Origin of the sequence: Candidatus Venteria ishoeyi, from assembly GCF_030378065.1 — a bacterium.
In the GTDB taxonomy this organism is placed as follows: domain Bacteria; phylum Pseudomonadota; class Gammaproteobacteria; order Beggiatoales; family Beggiatoaceae; genus Venteria; species Venteria ishoeyi.
Genome location: NZ_JAUCGJ010000071.1, coordinates 1 through 17,723, shown reverse-complemented (window position 1 = coordinate 17,723; position 17,723 = coordinate 1). Strand labels below are relative to the sequence as shown.

Genomic DNA, 17,723 nt, shown 5'->3' with positions numbered 1-17,723 from the left:
TTGAGTTTACTTAAGCAGGATTCTTCTCATAAAACGGGTATTGCTAATAAACGACTTAAAGCTGCTCTTGATCAAGACTATCTATTTAAGATATTGACTATGCAGTAAATTTGATGCGATTGCCCTAACTGTTAAGCTTCTTGACGCTATGCGCAAACCATTTACGCCAGTCAAAACGAGGTTGAGAAACAACAACGCATGACCTATTGAGTACGTATGATTTGCTGCTTTTTCGATTAGCATTTGATTTTGGACTGGCAACTCTGTTTTTTTTATCGCCTTCCTCCCGCTGTTTATGCTGCTCAATAGCTGCTTGTAAATATTTGACCTCCACCGCCGAAGCTTGCGCTTTTTGCTTCCAGTTCTGCTGACTTTGTTCGATTCGACGCAGCTTATTTTTCAAATACTTGATTTGCAGTTTTGCTTCACAGTATTTTGTTTTCCAATTGTCACGCCCACGTTCAAGCATATTGAGTACTTTGTGTAATGGACTTTTGCATCTGGTTCTGAATGTTTTAGGCACATTTGTCACTCCGTGGCTGCGGAACAAAATATTACTATTTTGAGTCTGCTGATTCCACTTAAATTAGGACATTTTCGTCACCCCAGGTAGGAGGTGAATGCTTTGTCCAAAGTCCAAAATAAGAGTTGATATTAATTTTCTTAAAAAACAATTCGTTACATAATTTTTGAATTTAATTATAAATTAATATACAATACATTGTATTCACTCAACTTCTCAAAGGGTTAAACGATGAAGAAAACAATACTTGTAACATCTCTTGCTTGCGCTATCGGCCTGGGTGGACAATTAAGCATTGCAGAAGCAGCGCGTAATGAACCCATTACCCCTATTCCAGTACAAGATAAAGTTGACGCACCTAAAGTGGAACTGGGTAAAAAATTATTTTTTGATCCCCGTTTATCCAAATCCGGTTTTCTCAGCTGTAACTCCTGCCATAATTTATCCACTGGTGGCGCAGATAACCTGCCCAGTTCCATTGGTCACAAATGGCAGTTAGGCCCGATTAATTCGCCAACCGTGCTCAATGCCCGGTTTAATCTGGCACAATTTTGGGATGGTCGCGCCAAAGACTTAAAAGAACAGGCTGGTGGCCCGATTGCCAACCCTGGTGAAATGGCTTCTACCCATGAAATCGCGGTTGATGTTTTATCTTCCATTCCCGCTTATATCGCTGAGTTCAAAGCAGTTTATGGTGATAAAAAAGTTAATATGGATCGCGTGACTGATGCGATTGCAAGCTTTGAAGAGACCCTGGTCACACCTGACAGCCCCTTTGATTTATGGTTAAAAGGTGATGATGCGGCATTAAGCGAAGAAGCAAAAGCGGGTTATGACTTGTTTAAGAACAAAGGTTGCATTGCTTGCCATAATGGTACGGGTGTCGGCGGTACCATGTATCAGAAAATGGGCACGGTAAAACCTTATACTGATACCAAAACTCTGGGGCGTTATGGCGTAACTGGCAAAGATGCGGATAAATATTTCTTTAAAGTGCCATTGCTGCGTAATATTGAGCTGACCGCGCCTTATTTCCACGATGCCAGCACTTGGGATCTGGCAGAAGCTGTGAAAATGATGGGTGAATATCAGCTGGGCCTGAAATTAAGCGATGAAGAAACCAATAAAATTGTGGTTTTCTTAAAAGCGCTGACTGGCAAGCAACCACAAATCAGCTATCCAGTATTACCGCCTTCAACCAACAAAACCCCAAAACCTGATCGCGGCTGATTACGCATCAGAAGCTGTTGTTATAGGTGCTGATCCGCTCCACAGTGCCTATAATGATGAGTTAAGGCGGGTATCTAACCCGCCCCCCCTCACCATCCGGGATGCAATCCGCACCTAAAAAGCCACCAAATGCTACAACCAACGGTGGCTGACAATCCAGGTGGCTTCCCATTCTTCCTTGTCAGACAGACATCAGAAGCTGTTGGTAAACCGTCATGAGCGAAGACAGAGCAAGGCGCAGCAAGAAGAAATTGAAGGCACTCACTCCTAAAACCTGACTCCAAAGAGGGATAAGCCATGCTCACCCCACGTAAAGCACAAATCAGCAAACACGCCAACGGTCATTATCACTGTGTCAGCCGTGCCGTGCGCCGTGCTTTTTTATGTGGTATTGATAAGCAAAGTGGCTGTAATTATGAGCAATCATTACCATCTGGTGCTGCATGTAGATTATGAACATAGTTTGAACTGGAATGCCGAAGAGGTTGTTAAGCGTTGGGAATATTTTAAATGGCTGTCTTCATTTTTGTTGGGAATATTTTAAATGGCTTTCTTCATTTTTGTTTATTCCTCATCGTACCATTTTTTTGCGGAATCCCATAATCCTCCTGCTGCTTCTGTTGTAGAGCTAACAGCAGATCCTATACCTTCTTTTGCTGAGGTTAGTGCATTTCCAGTAGTTTCAATAGTGGTATTAAATGTACCAGTCCAATCAATATCAGGTAGTTTATAGTTTTTTATTTCTTCCAAGGTGGGGATTGATTCCCTTGCAATTAGCAAAGCTTTTTCAGGGGAGGATTTGGCTAATTCCCATAGTTCTTCTTTTGATGGAACTTTCATAGAGCAAACAGTCGTTTCATCTTTCCCTGGTGTAAGTTCTGGGTTAAAAGCACGTTTCAGTTCATTCATATCTTTTATTGTGTCACAAAGATCTTTTAATTCTATTGCTGTTATGCTTACAATTACAGCAGCTCCAACATAGGGGAGTGCTTCGCCAGCCATTGCTCCTACTTTTCGTATAGAAGTTTTAACAACACGCCTTGATACCTTTTTAGCTGTCATATCAATGGCATCAGTTACCGCCACCTTCTTTCCTCTAAATTTAATTAAACTTGAATTAGCTAATTTTTTCTTTGTTTTCTTCAATGAAATACGCTCTACTTCAAGATCACTTGATAAGCCTGCTATTTTCCCCTTTAACTTTCTTTTTGCTGTTCTTTCTGCTGCTAAATCAGAAGATATATCTGAAACTTTTCCTTTTAATTTTTCTTTAGATTTTCTCTCAGAGATTATATTATCAGATAGATTAGCTACATCACCTTTTAGTTTATGATTTAACTTTTTTTCATTAGCTAAATTAGTGCGCATATTGGAAATTTCACTTGTATGCTTGGAGGCAATTGTACTCATTCCTGTAAGAGCTTCAAAAGCTGATGAGGCTGCTGAATAAATTGTTCCACCAACAAACATTGAAATATTTAGTGAAACTGATAGTAATAAAATAAGGACTAGGCTAATTTGCCAAATATACTTAAATAAACGCATGATTTTTTCTCAATATTATTTAAATGATTATATCAACCTGTAAGGCGGATAACTGATAATTTTCTAAACTTCTGTATCTAGTTGTGAGGTGAACTTTGGAATAAGCAATAAAAACAAAAAAACTGGAGCCAGAATTGTAAGGATAATGGGAATAAAAAGAAAAGCAGTTGCATGGTGACATATTTTCACCAAGAAATTGAATACACCCATATAAAATATTTTTTTTTAGCATTTACCATAGCGATGCTCCCATCAAAATTATAAGCACTTACTTGACTATCCTTATAAGATAATTTATTGATTATTGTATGTGCTTGATAGCAATATGTAAAGTTATGTTTTTAATGGTTTTTTATTGCTAGTTAGAATCAAGATGTTTCTATTTTGTTAAATAAGACCAAAATTAACAACGAAAATTAAGACCAAAAATTGAACAAAAAATTGAAGAGCGGCAAAATTTGGAGAGAAATTTGGAGAGAAATTTGGAGAGAGGAAATTTGGAGAGGAAATTTGGAGATACCCACTTAAATTTCCCACTTAAATTTGAAAAAAACACTATTTCTATTATCCTGTCCTAAAACCTGACTCCAAAGAGGGATAAGCCATGCCCACCCCACGTAAAGCACAAATCAGCAAACACGCCAACGGTCATTATCACTGTGTCAGCCGTGCCGTGTGCCGTGCTTTTTTATGTGGTATTGGTAAGCAAAGTGGCTGTAATTATGAGCAATCATTACCATCTGGTGCTGCATGTAGATTATGAACGCAGTTTGAGCTGGGATGCCGAAGAGGTCGTTGAGCGTTGGTGTAGCTTGCTTCCCTCGCAGGCATTGAAAGAAAGTGAGGATAATCAGCTTGATGATGAAGTAATAAGTGCTTATTTTCTGAAAACTCCGAAGAACTTTTTTGCCTCTAATAAAATCAATGGCTTATGCGGATATGTGCCACCTAAAATCAATGACTTACGGACTTTTCCAGAGTTTTCAGTTATTTTACACGGCTGGTGGCGGATGAGGAAAAAGTGGCCTTGTGGCGGGAACATTTGGCAGATTTAAGTTGGTTTATGCACTGACTGAACGAGCCGGTTGCACGCCAGGCCAACAAGGAAGATAAGTGTACCGGACGCTTCTGGGAGGGGCGTTTTAAGTCTCAGGCTTTATTGGATGATGCCGCTTTGATTAGCTGCATGGCCTACGTTGACCTCAACCCGGTACGGGCTGCCATTGCGCAAACCCCGGAAGATTCCGAATTTACTTCTTTTGCAGCAAGAGTGGAGACTCAAAAAAAATCAGTCTCAAAATCAGAGTCACAAAGCCAATGGCTTTTACCTTTTACTGAGACTAAAAAAACCGGGAAACCACAAGCCACACAGAGCAAGCATGTCTGCCTGCCCATCAGCCAGGAAGAATACTTTGAATTGGTGAATTGGATCGGGCGTTGTATTCGTGATGGTAAACGCGGTGCTATTCCCGCGCACATTCAGCCTGTCCTGCAACGCCTGGAAATCAAGCAAAATAACTGGGTAGATGGCGTGCAGCATTATGGCAGGCATTTTTATAAGGTTGTTGGCATTCTCCAGCATTTGCTGGAGGAAAGCGGGCGGCAGGGGCGTAAATGGTTTAAGGGTCAAAGTGCTGCCCGGTTGTTATATCAATAACATATATTTCCATTAGTGTCCTTGCCAAACCCTATATTTGTGCAAAAAATGGTGATTGCGTAACATCAGTTACAAAATCTATAAACGCCACAATAAAATTGAATCCGGTTTTTCTTCCCGGGGCAAGGCACCTTTGACATCCATAACCACGCCTCGTTGCTTGTCCAACAGTTGTAAAATCCAATCCCAGCCTTTTTCCAGATAGAACTGATGGGTGACTGCAAGAATGACGCAGTCAGCAGGTTTCAGCGCAGTTTCAGCACATAATTCCAGTTGATGCTCAATGCGTGCTTCTTCGGTATCCACATGGGGATCGTGAATCTGCACGGTAACGCCCTGTTGCTGTAAGGCCTGGATAATATCCACTACGCGCGTATTGCGCAAATCCGGGACATTTTCCTTAAAAGATAAACCGAGTATGGTGATGCGACTCTCTGAAATAATACAGCCGCTGCGTACCAGTTGGTCAATGGCGCGGTGGGCGATAAAATCACCCATACTTTCATTAATCAAACGCCCTGCACCGAGTAAATCCGCAACATAACCCACGCGCTGTGCTTTATCGATCAGATAATAAGGGTCAACGCCAATACAGTGTCCGCCGACTAATCCCGGCGTAAATGGCAGAAAATTCCATTTACTACCCGCAGCAGCCAGTACGTCATGAGTATCAATATCCAGGCGGTCAAAAATTTTGGATAACTCGTTAATCACGGCGATATTCATATCTCGCTGCGTATTTTCGATGACTTTTGAGGCTTCTGCAACACGAATGCTGCTGGCTCTATGCACACCTGCGGTGACTACTGATTCATAAACATCGGCAACAACGTCCAGGGTTGTTGCATCCAGCCCGGAAACCACTTTAATGGTATTGGTAAAACCATGTTCTTTATCACCGGGGTTAATACGCTCTGGCGAATAACCCACTGAAAAATCCCGACCACAGACTAAACCGGATTGCCGCTCCAATACAGGCACACAGACTTCTTCCGTTGCGCCCGGATAGACAGTAGATTCATAAACGACAATATCACCGGGGCTTAATTGCGCGCCTATGCTTTGTGAAGCGCGTAATACCGGCATCAAATCCGGTTTTTTATCGGCGTGAATGGGGGTGGGTACAGCAATGATGAAAAAATTGGCTTGCTTTAGATCCAAATCATCGGTCGTGAGCAATAACTGTGATGCAACAGCTTGCAGCGCCGCGCTATCAACTTCTTCGGTACGATCCAAACCTTGTTTTAATTCGGCAATACGGTGTGGGTTTTTATCAAAACCAATCACCTGACCATGTTTTGCAAAAGCGACAGCGGCAGGCAATCCGACATAACCCAGACCAATTACGGCAATAATACGTTGATGCATTTTTTAAGAGGCCTCCGGGGCTGAAGAATGAGACACCGGTTTTTTGGGTTCCGGTGCAGAAATAAATGGAAATAAACGGGAAAGTTGTTCACGGCGCAACCAAGCCACCGCATCTGAGGAAATGACAATTTGCTCTGCTCCCCACCAGGCGCGCATGAAACCCCAAAGCCGTGCTAAACCACCGATAACACGCGGTTTTTCAGCAATACGTGCCAGTAATTTTGCCATTTCAAATAAAGGGTGATAGCCAAAAGCGTATTCCAGGCGTCCTTCCCCCATCCGCGCTGCTAACAAACTACGGGCTTCTGTGCCGGTAATGCGATGGTGCTTCACGGTTAAATCGGTAAAAGAGCGTACCTGCCAGCCATGCATTCTGGCAAGCAAATCAGCAAACGCATCCACCCCGCCGCAAGGCAAAGGCTGATAACCACCGATTTGTTCAAAGCAACTGCGGCGAAATAACTGCACGGCACCGGCAACATTTAAGCTGCTGGCATTATATTGCGGCAACCAGTTACCATCATGATCTTCAACAATCACGCCACCACCTATGCCTAATTGTGGGTTTCGGTGAAAATAAGCCAATAAATTTTCAAAATAATTTGGCTCTGGCATGACATCCGCGTCAAGGTTGCCAATAAAATCATAATTTAATGGTTCCAGCAAAACCCAGGCTTTTTGCAAGGCGTAGACTTTGGATGCAAAATTGCGGCTGCTGTCAGGTTCTGTACGTAAATACTGAATAAATGAATGCTGGCGGGCATAGTCCTGAATAATGTCATCGGTTCTGTCGGTTGAACCATCACTGATAATAATCCATTTTTGTGGCAGCAGGGTTTGTGCCACCACTGCCTGCAACAAGTCGGCAATATGCTGTTCCTCATTACGGGCGGGGGTCATCAGGACATAAGAAATTGATTTCATATCAACTTATCTCATCAATAAAAGCTTGTACAGGGTGTTTAAACGGTAATCAAACATGAGTTAGGATATCCCCATCAGGAGTTTACAGATATCACTGATAGCAACAATTCGGGTAAATATCGGATTCCTGTTAACATGATAACCTGAATTTAATATAAAATCTGAGTCTCATTATAACTTTCCATTCGCTAACTCCAAAATGACTATCTTGAATTTTGGAGTTGAGCATAAAAACCATCCAACCCAAATCTATTTAAAACAAGGAATATAAAACCTATGCCTAAAATTTTAATTGTCGGACATAGTGGTTCATTAAATAAAGGTTGTGAAGCGCTGCTCCGTTCTACCACCGATATTATTCAGCGTCATCTTCATCCTGAAACCATTGATGTTATTTCAGAAAATCCACCAGCAGATAAAAATAATTTGGCTGAGGACTTGTCTGAAATCCGCATTCATCCAGCCGATCAATATGAACCATCCAAGTTTTCTCCAGGCTGGTGGCAACACAAGTTTAATACAAAAATATTGCAAAGGCTCTGCCCTGGTCAGCCTATGTATCATACGCGGCAATACAAGCCCCTGTATCAACAAGCGGATATTATTATCAGCACTGGTGGCGATACTTTTTCAGATGATTATGGTTTGCCACTTGAGGTATTTGGAGAATTAGCCTTGGCACGTGAGGTGGGGGCTTTTACTATGATCTGGGCGGCATCCATTGGCCCGTTTCACAATAAAAAAATGGCGCGGCACTGGGCAAAACAATTAAAAAAAATCAATCTTATTGGCATTAGGGAAAATAAAAGCCTGGAATATTTAAACAGCTTAGGTCTGAGCGAAAATCTGCGCCGGGTTGCCGATCCCGCATTTTTATTGCCTGCGCACGAAGTTGCTGTAGAAAAGCCAACAGCTAAAAAGGTTATTGGCTTGGGCATGAGTGCTCTGGTGTCACGTTATGGTGCCACCCAACAGCATTATATCGACAGCTTTACCGCATTTGCCAGACAATTGCTAGACAGTGATGAAACCACGGAAGTCTGGCTGATAGCGCATGTTATCACCCCATCACATAATGATGCTGAGGTATGTCAGGCTATCGTTGACCAGCTTGATGCTACGCAAAAAAATCGGGTGAAAATCATTCAACCCGGATATAACGCCTGTGAAATCAAATATGCGATTGCGCAATGTGATTATTTTATCGGCGCGCGCACACATTCCACCATTGCCAGCCTGTCTTCACTGGTTCCCACCTTAAGCATTGGTTACAGCGTCAAGGCCGTAGGCATTAATGAAGATGTTTTTGGACATACCGATTATGTGCTGCCGATTCAGGATGTCAGTCTGCAAAGCCTGAATACCAAATTTCAGCAAATGGTTGAACGCAGACAGGAAATTATAGACTGCTTAAAAGCGCGCTTGCCTGCTGTCAGAGAAATGTCTGAACGTAGCGGCATAGAACTGGCTAAAGCGTATCAGGCTTGGAAAAAAAATCATTGAGTAGGAAATATTATGTGCCAATTATCTGTCGTGATTATCACCCATAATGAAGCCAAAGGTATAGCGGCGAGCATAGAGTCAGTGCAAAAAGCCTTGTCGCATATCACAGATGCACAAATTATCCTGGTAGATTCATGCTCTACGGATGACACCGTGGCAATTGCGCGCCGTTATCCTGTTACCGTGATTGAACTTGACCCAGATTATTTTTTATCCCCGGCAGCGGGGCGTTATATCGGTTTTCAGCACAGTTGTGGCAACTATGTCTATTTTATGGATGGCGACATGCAACTGCATGAAGACTGGTTTACTCAGGCTGTGCCTTATTTACAGCAACATCCACAGCTTGCAGGCATTGCCGGGCAGTGCCGTGAACAGGTATTTAATGAAGCCGGGGTATTGGTGACACAACGTGCGGATCGTTTTGCGCATGAAAATAAAAAAGCTTCCGTGCCCAGTCTGGGAGGGTCGGTATTATACCGACGTAAAGTGCTGGAACAAACCGGCGCGTTTAACCCTTATCTTGCCAATGAAGAAGAGTTGGAACTGGGATTACGCATTCAAACTGCGGGTTATACTCTGGAACGTTTGGACATCCCCATGAATACCCATGACACGCTGTATTACAGCAATGAAAATCCCAGCGGCCTGACCTGGCGCGGTATTCGCCGGGACTGGCAAATGCAGCGTTATCTTGCATTGGGACGAATATTGCGTTTACTGTGGTCACATGACAAATGTCGTTTGTTTTTGCAGCGTTACAATAAATGTTTGTTTTTTGTCCTGATATATATACTAGGCAGCCTATTACTGGTAGCGTCATTATTGACCCAGCAGACACTGTGGTTTACAGCGTGGGGTGCAACCCTGTTACTGTTGTTCGCAGTACGTTTATTATTAAAACGCCACCTGTATGATACTTTATTGTATTTTCTGGATTATGCATTGTGTGCTTATGGTTTTATTCATGGTATTTTGTTACCAAGTGCAAAGGCCAATACTTATCAACCCAACATAAAAGTGTATAAAACAGATGATGCTTAAACTGAGTTCGATATGTTAGCCAATCCTTTATTACAACTATGGGTTTCACTGCTGTATTTTATCTTTGTGCTGAAATTATGGCGGGGCTTGAAAAAACTGCTGGGGTTACGCACCCCGGCACGTTGCATAAGCCTGTGTTATCACGAAGTAACTCAGACGCAGCAGGCTTTATTTAAGCAACAGATGTTAATGCTGAAAAAACTGGCAACGCCGGTTTTTGCCGATGCGGTTTTACCTGATGATGGTCAATTATATGTTGCGGTAACTTTTGATGATGGATTTGTGAGCTTGATTGATCATGCCCTGCCCATTTTACGGGAGCTGGAAATCCCCTGCGTATTATTTATTCCTTCCGGCTGCCTGGGACAAACACCGCCGTGGCTGCAAGACAGTTCACATCCCACAGCACAACTACCAATTATGACCCCGCAGCAATTACAATCATTAGATAGGCAATGGGTGCGCATTGCTTCGCACAGCGTCAGCCACGCGGATTTAAGCGCACTGGATGAAACTGCATTAAGCACAGAATTACAACAGTCACGGGAGGACTTGCAACAGTTACTTAATACCCCCATTAATTTACTAGCCTTCCCTTATGGACGGTTTAATCATCTGGTTTTAGAGATAGCGCGAAAAGTTGGCTACCAACGGGTTTATGCCGCTGATCCCTTACTGCATAGTGATGACTTTTTATGGGATCGTGAAGACTTATACCCGGAAATACAAGGCTTGACTTTTCGTTTGAAAATTTCCGGTGCTTATGACTGGCTGCCTGTTGCAGATGCCTGGATACGAAAAATAAAAGGGCGTTGAGTAAATATGTATGCACAAATTATCCGTGGTGCTCATTACCCGTAATGAAGCACAAAAAATTGTCCGGGGTATTGAATCGGTCTTAAAAGCCATTACTGACATTCCTGATACGGAAGTTGTGTTAGTCGATTCGGCTTCAACTGACACGACTGTCGATATCGCCAAGCAATATCCCATTACAGTGGTGCAATTACCTGCCGATGCTTTTTTATCTCCGTCAGCCGGACGTTATATGGGTTTTCAATATAGCGACGGGCAATATATTTATTTTCTTGATGGTGATATGTGGCTGGATGAAAACTGGTTTCATAAAGCCCTGCCGATGATGGAGGCCAATAAGCAATTGGCGGCGCTGGCTGGGCGTTGTCACGAAGTGTGTTTTAATGAATCAGGTGATATTGTCAGCGAAGACCCGGATCGTTTCCAGGTGGGAGAGAAAAAACACGCCGTGCGGCATCTGGGACAATCTGTTTTATATCGCCGTGATGTGTTGACGGAGGTGGGTGGCTTTAATCCTTATCTGAGCAATGAAGAAGAATTAGAACTGGGCTTGCGTATCAGTGCGGCAGGTTATGAATTACAGCGTATCCCTGAACCAATGACGATTCATCATACGCAATTTTACAGCCAGGAAAATCCCAGCGGCATTACCTGGCGGCAAATTCAGCGGGACTGTAAGCTGGGACGTTATATTGCATTGGGGCAGGTATTGCGTTTATTGCAGGGTAATCCATTTATTGGTGAGTATACTGGCTTATACAAACGTGAATTATTATTTAGCGGTATTTATTTTTTAGGTGCAGTAGCCTTGGTTTTAGGCGTATTGATGCACAAACCGCTTTATTTTGCTTTATGGTTGATCGCAATGTTATGCGTCTTTGTATTACGCGCTGTCATCAAGCGGAATATTAATGATACCGGTTTATACTTTTTTGATTATCTGTTATGTGCGTATGGTTTTATGGTAGGTTTTTGGAAAGCTGTGCCCCCGGCATCGAATTATCAGGTCAAACCTGAAGTATATAAAGTATAATTCTTTTTTGAAAAGAATTATGGACTGAAAAATGGCAAGAGAATTTACCCGCGCCCACCGTGTTGGCGAAATGATACAACGTGAATTGGCGCAATTGATACAACTGGATCGGGATTACACCGCAAGCGGCATTGTTACCATTGCTGCGGTTGACGTTTCGCCGGACTTAAGGCAGGCAAAAGTTTATATCACCGTGCTGGGCGATGAAAAACAAGGACAAAAGAGCGTGGATGCACTCAATGCTCATGATAAAACACTGCGCCACTTACTTTCACAGCGTATGCGCCAAATCCGCACCACGCCTAAATTGCAGTTTATTTATGATTATTCCATCGAATATGGCAACCAGCTCAGCGCTTTGATTGAGTCGGTCAGCGATAAAAACGAAAAACCTGAATCCTGATAATGGAACAAGCACCTTCTATATTCAGCTATCGCCCCTATTGGGCGCAGCGTTTTGGCACAGCGCCAATATTACCCACCTCCCGCGAAGAAATGGAAAACCTGGGCTGGGATTCCTGTGACATTATTATTGTCACGGGTGATGCTTACGTCGACCTCCCCAGTTTTGGCATGGCCTTGATTGGACGCTTACTGGAAGCACAGGGTTTTCGGGTGGGGATTATTACCCAACCAGACTGGCGTAATACCGAAGACTTCATGAAGTTAGGCCCGCCGAATCTGTTTTTTGGCGTAACCGCCGGTAATATGGACTCGATGGTTAACCGCTATACCGCCGAGCGTCGTCGCCGTAGTGACGATGCTTATACACCAAATGCCGAAGGTGGCAAACGCCCGGATCGCTCTGTGGTGGTTTACAGCCAGCGCTGCCGTGAAGCTTACCACAATATTCCGCTGGTTATCGGTGGTATAGAAGCCAGCCTGCGCCGCATTGCGCATTATGATTACTGGTCAGATAAGGTGCGGCGCTCAATTCTAATCGACAGCAAAGCCGATTTATTATTTTATGGCAATGCCGAGCGCGCCATTGTGGAATTTGCACACCGTTTAGCGCGCAAAGAGCAACTGCGTGACATACGTGATATACGCGGCACGGCCTTTGTCTGCAAAAAAATTCCACCACAATGGCAAATCATCGACTCCACCGCTGTCGATAAACCCGGCAAGGTTACAGCCCATCCCAACCCCTACGCCAATCAGCAACAACACAATCAGACGGCACAAGCGCCATCCGTGGCTGAATCCGTTGTACATTTCGTTTCACGCCAGGAAGCACTGGAAAAACGTAGCCACAGCGCAGTGCGTCTGCCCGCTTATGAGCAGGTTAAAAATGATCCGGTATTATATGCCCACACTTCCCGCCTGCTGCATCTGGAATCGAATCCCGGCAACGCTAGACCCTTGATTCAGGCACACGGCGACCGTGAACTCTGGCTCAATCCACCCCCCATTCCGCTAAGCAGCGAAGATTTAGACCGAATTTACGAATTACCCTACACCCGCTGCCCACATCCAAGCTATCAACAAGCGAATATTCCCGCTTATGAAATGATTCGGTTTTCAATTAACATTATGCGCGGCTGTTTTGGTGGTTGCTCCTTTTGTTCCATTACCGAACATGAAGGCCGTATTATTCAAAACCGCTCGGAAGATTCCATTATCCGCGAGATTGAAACCATCCGTGATACAGTACCGGGGTTTACCGGCGTAATTTCTGATCTGGGCGGCCCTACCGCAAACATGTATCACCTGCATTGCAAAGACCCGGAAATCGAATCAGCCTGTCGCCGTTTATCTTGCGTTTATCCCGGCATTTGCAAGAACATGAAAACCAATCATTATCCCCTGATTCGTTTATATCGCCGCGCAAGACAATTACCCGGCATTAAACGCATACTCATCGCTTCAGGCCTGCGTTATGACCTGGCGGTGGAATCCCCGGAATACGTCAAAGAACTGGTCAGCCATCATGTTGGTGGTTATCTTAAAATCGCACCGGAGCACACCGAAGACGGCCCATTATCAAAAATGATGAAACCGGGCATTGCGACCTTTGACCGCTTCAAAATCATGTTTGACAAATATTCCAAACAAGCAGGCAAAGAGCAATATCTGATACCTTATTTTATTGCAGCGCATCCCGGTACCACAGACAAAGACATGATGCACTTAGCCTTATGGCTGAAACGTCACGGTTTTCGCGCTGATCAGGTACAAGCTTTTTTACCCTCCCCCATGTCATTAGCCAGCGCCATGTATCACGGTGGTAAAAACCCGCTGAAACGGATCAGCCGTAACAGTGAACCGATACTCAGCGCAAAAGGGGCGCGGCAACGGCGTTTGCATAAAGCCTTTTTACGTTATCACGATTCGGATAACTGGCCTTTATTAAGGGAAGCACTGAAAAGCATGGGACGCGCTGATCTGATCGGCAATGGTAAAAAACACCTGGTACCCAGTTGGCAACCAAAAAAAGAAGGGACAAACTCAGTACGCGGAACACATCATAAAACCAGGCGTTTTAAAACCCAGGGCAAACGTATTTAAGAATCCTGGAATGACACTTTGCCTGGTGAGCCAGAAGGCTGACTGCCCATCAGAACCAAAAGTTGGTGACTGATGGTTAAGCCCAGACCCGTACCTTCAGCACTGTTTATTGGGTTGGATATTTGTTGAAAAGGTAAAAAGATCGTAAGCATTCAGTCTCCCTCTGGGAGCGCCGACTTCCAGTCGGCACGGGCGGCTGAAAGCCACCTGCCCCAGAGCAGGCAGAATGCCAGCGTTCCCAGAGGAAGTGAACGGATACAAGGCGATGTGAAACAAATGGTGGGGTAACTATTCAGACCCCGATTATTTTTTGTCACAGAATACGCGGAAAATACAGAAAAGAAACTAACATTAATCCATTCCGCGTATTTCAGCGAATTCTGCTGCGAAATCTACAAAAGAAAATTTACAAGAAAAAATTTACAGGCTCCCATGTTTTTAAGGAATTTAAGTTGACTTCCTGGAAAATTAATTATCTGTACTAAAGCGTGGATGAAAATGAGAAGAAAAATCCATAATAAAACCAGTAATACCCCATTGCAGCCTCTCCCACTTGCACAATGTCTGGCAAAAACCTTTGCTGATCAACAAGCCGGTCGCAAGGTAACAGAGCATTGTCAGATCGTTGGTGAAATTGCCAGAGCGCTGCTACAACAGATGCCGTCAGGCTTGCGCAAGGACTTGTTTCCACCCGGTTCAGAACTGATTGCTGCGATTCATGATGTAGGCAAGATCAGTCCCACTTTCCAGGAAAAAATCTACCGTGGCACAAAAGGCTATATAAAAAACTCAAAACCTGAATTAAAAACCGCCAATCCCGAACTGGAAAAAAATTGGGACGGTCATGCCAGTGTCAGTCAGGCAACTGCAGAGGAATTGAATATTGGCAAATACATTCCTGAAATTGTCGGTCAGCACCACGGTTATGCGCCCCGGCTTTCAAATCTGGCAAATGACGCAGTTTTCGGCGGCAAGGCATGGCAGCAGCAGCGTGAAATACTGATTGAAGCACTCAAAAAATGGTTCAATAGCGAATTTCCTGAAGTCAAAAATGATGAGCAGGCGCGCGTGCTGGCAGGTTTAACCAGCGTTGCCGACTGGATTGGCTCCGGTTCGCTGTTTGACGAACCGGATAAGGACTGGCAGCCGTTAATTCACACTGCACTGAATGAAGCGGGTTTTATTCAGCCCAAATTACAGCCAAATTTAAGTTTCCAACAAATTTTTCCTTTTGAACCGAATGCAATCCAGCAAGACTTAATCAACAACAGCAATCAGGCGGGTGTTTATGTGCTGGAAGCGCCGATGGGTATCGGCAAGACTGAGGCCGCCTTATATGCCGCTTATCAACACATGGCAACGGGGCAGGCCACAGGCATTTATTTTGCGCTGCCAACGCAACTGACTTCAGATAAAATTCATACGCGCATGAATGCCTTTCTGGATGTCATACTCGCTCCCGACAGCCCTCACCGGGATGCTTTACTGATACATGGCAACGCCTGGTTAAAACAAACGGAACTGGGGAAAGAAGGTCAGCCAAACGGCTCCTGGTTTCAGGCAGGCAAGCGCCGCATACTCGCGCCGTTTGCCGTTGGCACCATTGACCAGGCGCTGATGGCGGTGATGAATGTCAAACACGGTTTTGTCAGAAGCTTTGGTCTGGCAGGCAAGGTGGTTATTCTGGATGAAGTACACAGCTACGATGCCTACACCGGCACAATACTGGATGAACTGGTCAGGGCATTACGGGCATGGCATTGTACGGTAATAATTTTAAGTGCCACCTTAACCGCGCAAAGGCGGCAAAAACTCACTGCGCAAACCGCCAAATCACAACATTACCCCTTAATTTCAGTTGCACCGAATGGGGCTGGTTTGCAGGAAATCGCCCCCGCCCCACCTGCAAGTCATCAGCTTTTGATTCGTTGCTGTCAGCTACAGGTACAGGCTTTGGACGAAGCCTTAAAACGCGCCGAAGCGGGACAGCAGGTATTATGGATAGAAAACACCGTTGCCAACGCTCAGGCTGTATTCAAGCAATTATCAGCAATTGATATTGATGTTGAATACGGCTTGCTGCATTCACGTTTTTTGAAATGTGACCGGGCGAAAAATGAAAAAAAATGGGTGGATTTATATGGCAAAGGCAAAAACAAAGTCAGAAAACAACGCGGACGCATTCTGGTTGGCACCCAGGTTTTAGAACAATCGCTGGATATAGACGCAGATTTTCTGATATCCCGGTTCTGCCCGACCGATATGTTATTGCAACGCATGGGGCGTTTATGGCGGCACCAAGACAATTACCGTCCACCAAACACAGCATATGAAGCATGGTTATTAACCCCTGAACCGGATGCCGCCATTGCCGATGCCAAACAACAGTTTGGTGATAGCGCAAAGGTTTACGCGCCCTATGTCTTATGCCGCAGTCTGCAAGTGTGGCAAGCACTGGAAAAAATCGAACTACCCACGGACATTCGCCCCCTGATTGAAGCGACTTACCAAGCCAGAAAAGAAACCGGAAAAATGCTTGAATACCAACAGACATTGGAAAAAAAACGTGAAACCTTGCAGCGTCTGGCATTGGTAGGACTCTCCAAAGGTGGGCAAAACCTGCCTGAAACCGCCAGCACCCGTTACAGCGAACAGGACAGCGTTCAGGTTTTGCTCATCAAAGCCTGTCAGCCTGCGCAGCAGGGCATGGAAGTGACTTTACTAAATGGTGAAAAATACTTGTTGCCAAAAAACCTGAAATTTTATGATAAACCCAGATGGCGGGAACTTGCAGCCTTATTACTGAAAAACTGCGTACAGGTGGTAAATTATCACGCACCCGAAAAATTATCGGTAAAAGAATTGGACTGGCTGGGCAATTATTTTTATCTGGGTGATCCGGCATCCAGTGAAAGTTTATTGCGGGTGGCACAAGTTGATGATGCGGGAGAAATTAAGCGTTTGACAGGCGGCGCGGCGTTGCCAGGACACCAATTAAGCTATGATGCGCGTTATGGCTATCAATGTGATTGATGGCCTTTATCCGCTGCCAATGCGCTGTGTGTGGATACTTTTTTACATTTTTGATAGACAAATTCAGGATCAAGATCAACGCCCACCGATGACCATTCAATCGTATCAAAAGCAACACGAACATTTCTAAAGTTATTGTAATTCTCAATTCTTTTGAAAATTCCAAACGCTAAGTAAGGTTTCATATCTAAGATACCACTTTCATTGTTATTAAAAGTGATATACAAAATATAATCTTCTTTTGGTGTAACCGTTTTTACTGATGGATACATGATCTTTAATCCTCATCATTGGAGAGGCTATATTCTGCGTAATACACATGAAAATGCGGTGGCGAATGTTCACCAGGGGCAAAATACATTCAGATAATTATCCCATAAAACATTGATATAGCGGGCATTGGTTCAACCTTGGTTTATTTTCCATGCACAAGGTTAAAACCTTCGCCTTTCAGGCGAACAGATTTATCTCTAATGTTTAACGGTAAAACTTAAAATATGGGTTTTAGCGCTAACACCCCAAAGGGGTATTTTAATATA

General features: G+C 44.1%; 19 protein-coding genes. 12 read left to right on the top strand and 7 right to left on the bottom strand.

Features of this window, described 5'->3' with window-relative positions; genetic code table 11:
- Positions 1-124: 124 nt before the first annotated feature.
- Positions 125-469 (bottom strand): hypothetical protein, encoded by a 345-nt coding sequence (locus QUF61_RS17075; protein ID WP_289682795.1) that lies wholly within the window; start codon positions 467-469, stop codon positions 125-127.
- A 285-nt stretch (positions 470-754) separates the two neighbouring features.
- Between QUF61_RS17075 and QUF61_RS17070 the strand changes: the two genes are divergently transcribed.
- Together QUF61_RS17070 and QUF61_RS17065 are read left to right on the top strand one after the other, a co-directional pair.
- Positions 755-1,753 carry a cytochrome-c peroxidase gene (locus QUF61_RS17070; RefSeq protein WP_289682794.1) on the top strand — a complete coding sequence of 333 codons (999 nt, stop codon included), beginning with the start codon at positions 755-757 and terminating at the stop codon, positions 1,751-1,753.
- A 297-nt stretch (positions 1,754-2,050) separates the two neighbouring features.
- Positions 2,051-2,209: a hypothetical protein gene (locus QUF61_RS17065; protein WP_289682793.1), complete on the top strand. Its 159-nt coding sequence runs from the start codon at positions 2,051-2,053 to the stop codon at positions 2,207-2,209.
- A gap of 108 nt (positions 2,210-2,317) precedes the next feature.
- On the opposite strand, the gene QUF61_RS17060 is transcribed toward QUF61_RS17065, so the two are convergent.
- Positions 2,318-3,298 (bottom strand): hypothetical protein, encoded by a 981-nt coding sequence (locus tag QUF61_RS17060; protein WP_289682792.1) that lies wholly within the window; start codon positions 3,296-3,298, stop codon positions 2,318-2,320.
- Positions 3,299-3,902: 604 nt separating this feature from the next.
- Between QUF61_RS17060 and QUF61_RS17055 the strand changes: the two genes are divergently transcribed.
- The 3 genes from QUF61_RS17055 to QUF61_RS17045 all read left to right on the top strand — a co-directional run bounded on the left by QUF61_RS17055 (position 3,903) and on the right by QUF61_RS17045 (position 4,955).
- The gene (locus tag QUF61_RS17055; RefSeq protein WP_289682791.1) at positions 3,903-4,061 is read left to right on the top strand and encodes a hypothetical protein; all 159 of its coding nucleotides are present in this window, start codon (positions 3,903-3,905) and stop codon (positions 4,059-4,061) included.
- Positions 4,021-4,353 (top strand): M78 family metallopeptidase domain-containing protein, encoded by a 333-nt coding sequence (locus QUF61_RS17050; RefSeq protein ID WP_289682790.1) that lies wholly within the window; start codon positions 4,021-4,023, stop codon positions 4,351-4,353. Before QUF61_RS17055 ends, QUF61_RS17050 begins: the two co-directional genes overlap by 41 nt.
- Positions 4,354-4,484: 131 nt before the next feature.
- Complete coding sequence (locus QUF61_RS17045) at positions 4,485-4,955, top strand: hypothetical protein (protein WP_289682789.1); 471 nt, start codon at positions 4,485-4,487, stop codon at positions 4,953-4,955.
- 78 nt (positions 4,956-5,033) lie between these two features.
- Here the strand turns inward: QUF61_RS17045 and QUF61_RS17040 are convergent, their stop codons facing one another.
- Together QUF61_RS17040 and QUF61_RS17035 are read right to left on the bottom strand one after the other, a co-directional pair.
- The gene (locus QUF61_RS17040) at positions 5,034-6,323 is read right to left on the bottom strand and encodes a nucleotide sugar dehydrogenase (protein WP_103920077.1); all 1,290 of its coding nucleotides are present in this window, start codon (positions 6,321-6,323) and stop codon (positions 5,034-5,036) included.
- 3 nt (positions 6,324-6,326) lie between these two features.
- Positions 6,327-7,247: a glycosyltransferase family 2 protein gene (locus QUF61_RS17035; protein WP_289682788.1), complete on the bottom strand. Its 921-nt coding sequence runs from the start codon at positions 7,245-7,247 to the stop codon at positions 6,327-6,329.
- A gap of 276 nt (positions 7,248-7,523) precedes the next feature.
- Between QUF61_RS17035 and QUF61_RS17030 the strand changes: the two genes are divergently transcribed.
- The 6 genes from QUF61_RS17030 to QUF61_RS17005 are packed head-to-tail and all read left to right on the top strand — an operon-like array spanning position 7,524 to position 14,151.
- Positions 7,524-8,750: a polysaccharide pyruvyl transferase family protein gene (locus QUF61_RS17030; RefSeq protein WP_289682787.1), complete on the top strand. Its 1,227-nt coding sequence runs from the start codon at positions 7,524-7,526 to the stop codon at positions 8,748-8,750.
- A gap of 12 nt (positions 8,751-8,762) precedes the next feature.
- Entirely contained in the window at positions 8,763-9,794 is a 1,032-nt protein-coding gene (locus QUF61_RS17025) for a glycosyltransferase family 2 protein (RefSeq protein ID WP_289682786.1), read from the top strand.
- Between the two features lie 12 nt (positions 9,795-9,806).
- Positions 9,807-10,610, top strand: a complete 804-nt coding sequence (locus tag QUF61_RS17020) for a polysaccharide deacetylase family protein (protein WP_103920081.1) — start codon at positions 9,807-9,809, stop codon at positions 10,608-10,610.
- 10 nt (positions 10,611-10,620) lie between these two features.
- The gene (locus QUF61_RS17015) at positions 10,621-11,643 is read left to right on the top strand and encodes a glycosyltransferase family 2 protein (protein WP_289682785.1); all 1,023 of its coding nucleotides are present in this window, start codon (positions 10,621-10,623) and stop codon (positions 11,641-11,643) included.
- 31 nt (positions 11,644-11,674) lie between these two features.
- Positions 11,675-12,046 (top strand): 30S ribosome-binding factor RbfA, encoded by a 372-nt coding sequence (gene rbfA / locus QUF61_RS17010; RefSeq protein ID WP_103920083.1) that lies wholly within the window; start codon positions 11,675-11,677, stop codon positions 12,044-12,046.
- A gap of 2 nt (positions 12,047-12,048) precedes the next feature.
- Positions 12,049-14,151: a YgiQ family radical SAM protein gene (locus tag QUF61_RS17005; RefSeq protein WP_289682784.1), complete on the top strand. Its 2,103-nt coding sequence runs from the start codon at positions 12,049-12,051 to the stop codon at positions 14,149-14,151.
- Here the strand turns inward: QUF61_RS17005 and QUF61_RS17000 are convergent.
- Positions 14,148-14,303 carry an ATP-binding protein gene (locus tag QUF61_RS17000; protein ID WP_289682783.1) on the bottom strand — a complete coding sequence of 52 codons (156 nt, stop codon included), beginning with the start codon at positions 14,301-14,303 and terminating at the stop codon, positions 14,148-14,150. The genes QUF61_RS17005 and QUF61_RS17000 overlap by 4 nt on opposite strands.
- Positions 14,304-14,649: 346 nt before the next feature.
- Here QUF61_RS17000 and cas3 point away from each other — a divergent pair, with 346 nt between their 5' ends.
- The gene (cas3, locus tag QUF61_RS16995; protein WP_289682782.1) at positions 14,650-17,184 is read left to right on the top strand and encodes a CRISPR-associated helicase Cas3'; all 2,535 of its coding nucleotides are present in this window, start codon (positions 14,650-14,652) and stop codon (positions 17,182-17,184) included.
- Here cas3 and QUF61_RS16990 read toward each other — a convergent pair.
- Positions 17,172-17,456, bottom strand: a complete 285-nt coding sequence (locus tag QUF61_RS16990) for a DUF2442 domain-containing protein (RefSeq protein WP_289682781.1) — start codon at positions 17,454-17,456, stop codon at positions 17,172-17,174. The two genes, cas3 and QUF61_RS16990, sit on opposite strands and share 13 nt — an antisense overlap.
- 5 nt (positions 17,457-17,461) lie before the next feature.
- A complete protein-coding gene (locus QUF61_RS18280; RefSeq protein WP_407080070.1) occupies positions 17,462-17,545 on the bottom strand; it encodes a DUF4160 domain-containing protein in 84 nt (27 codons plus the stop codon).
- Between the last annotated feature and the right edge of the window lie 178 nt (positions 17,546-17,723).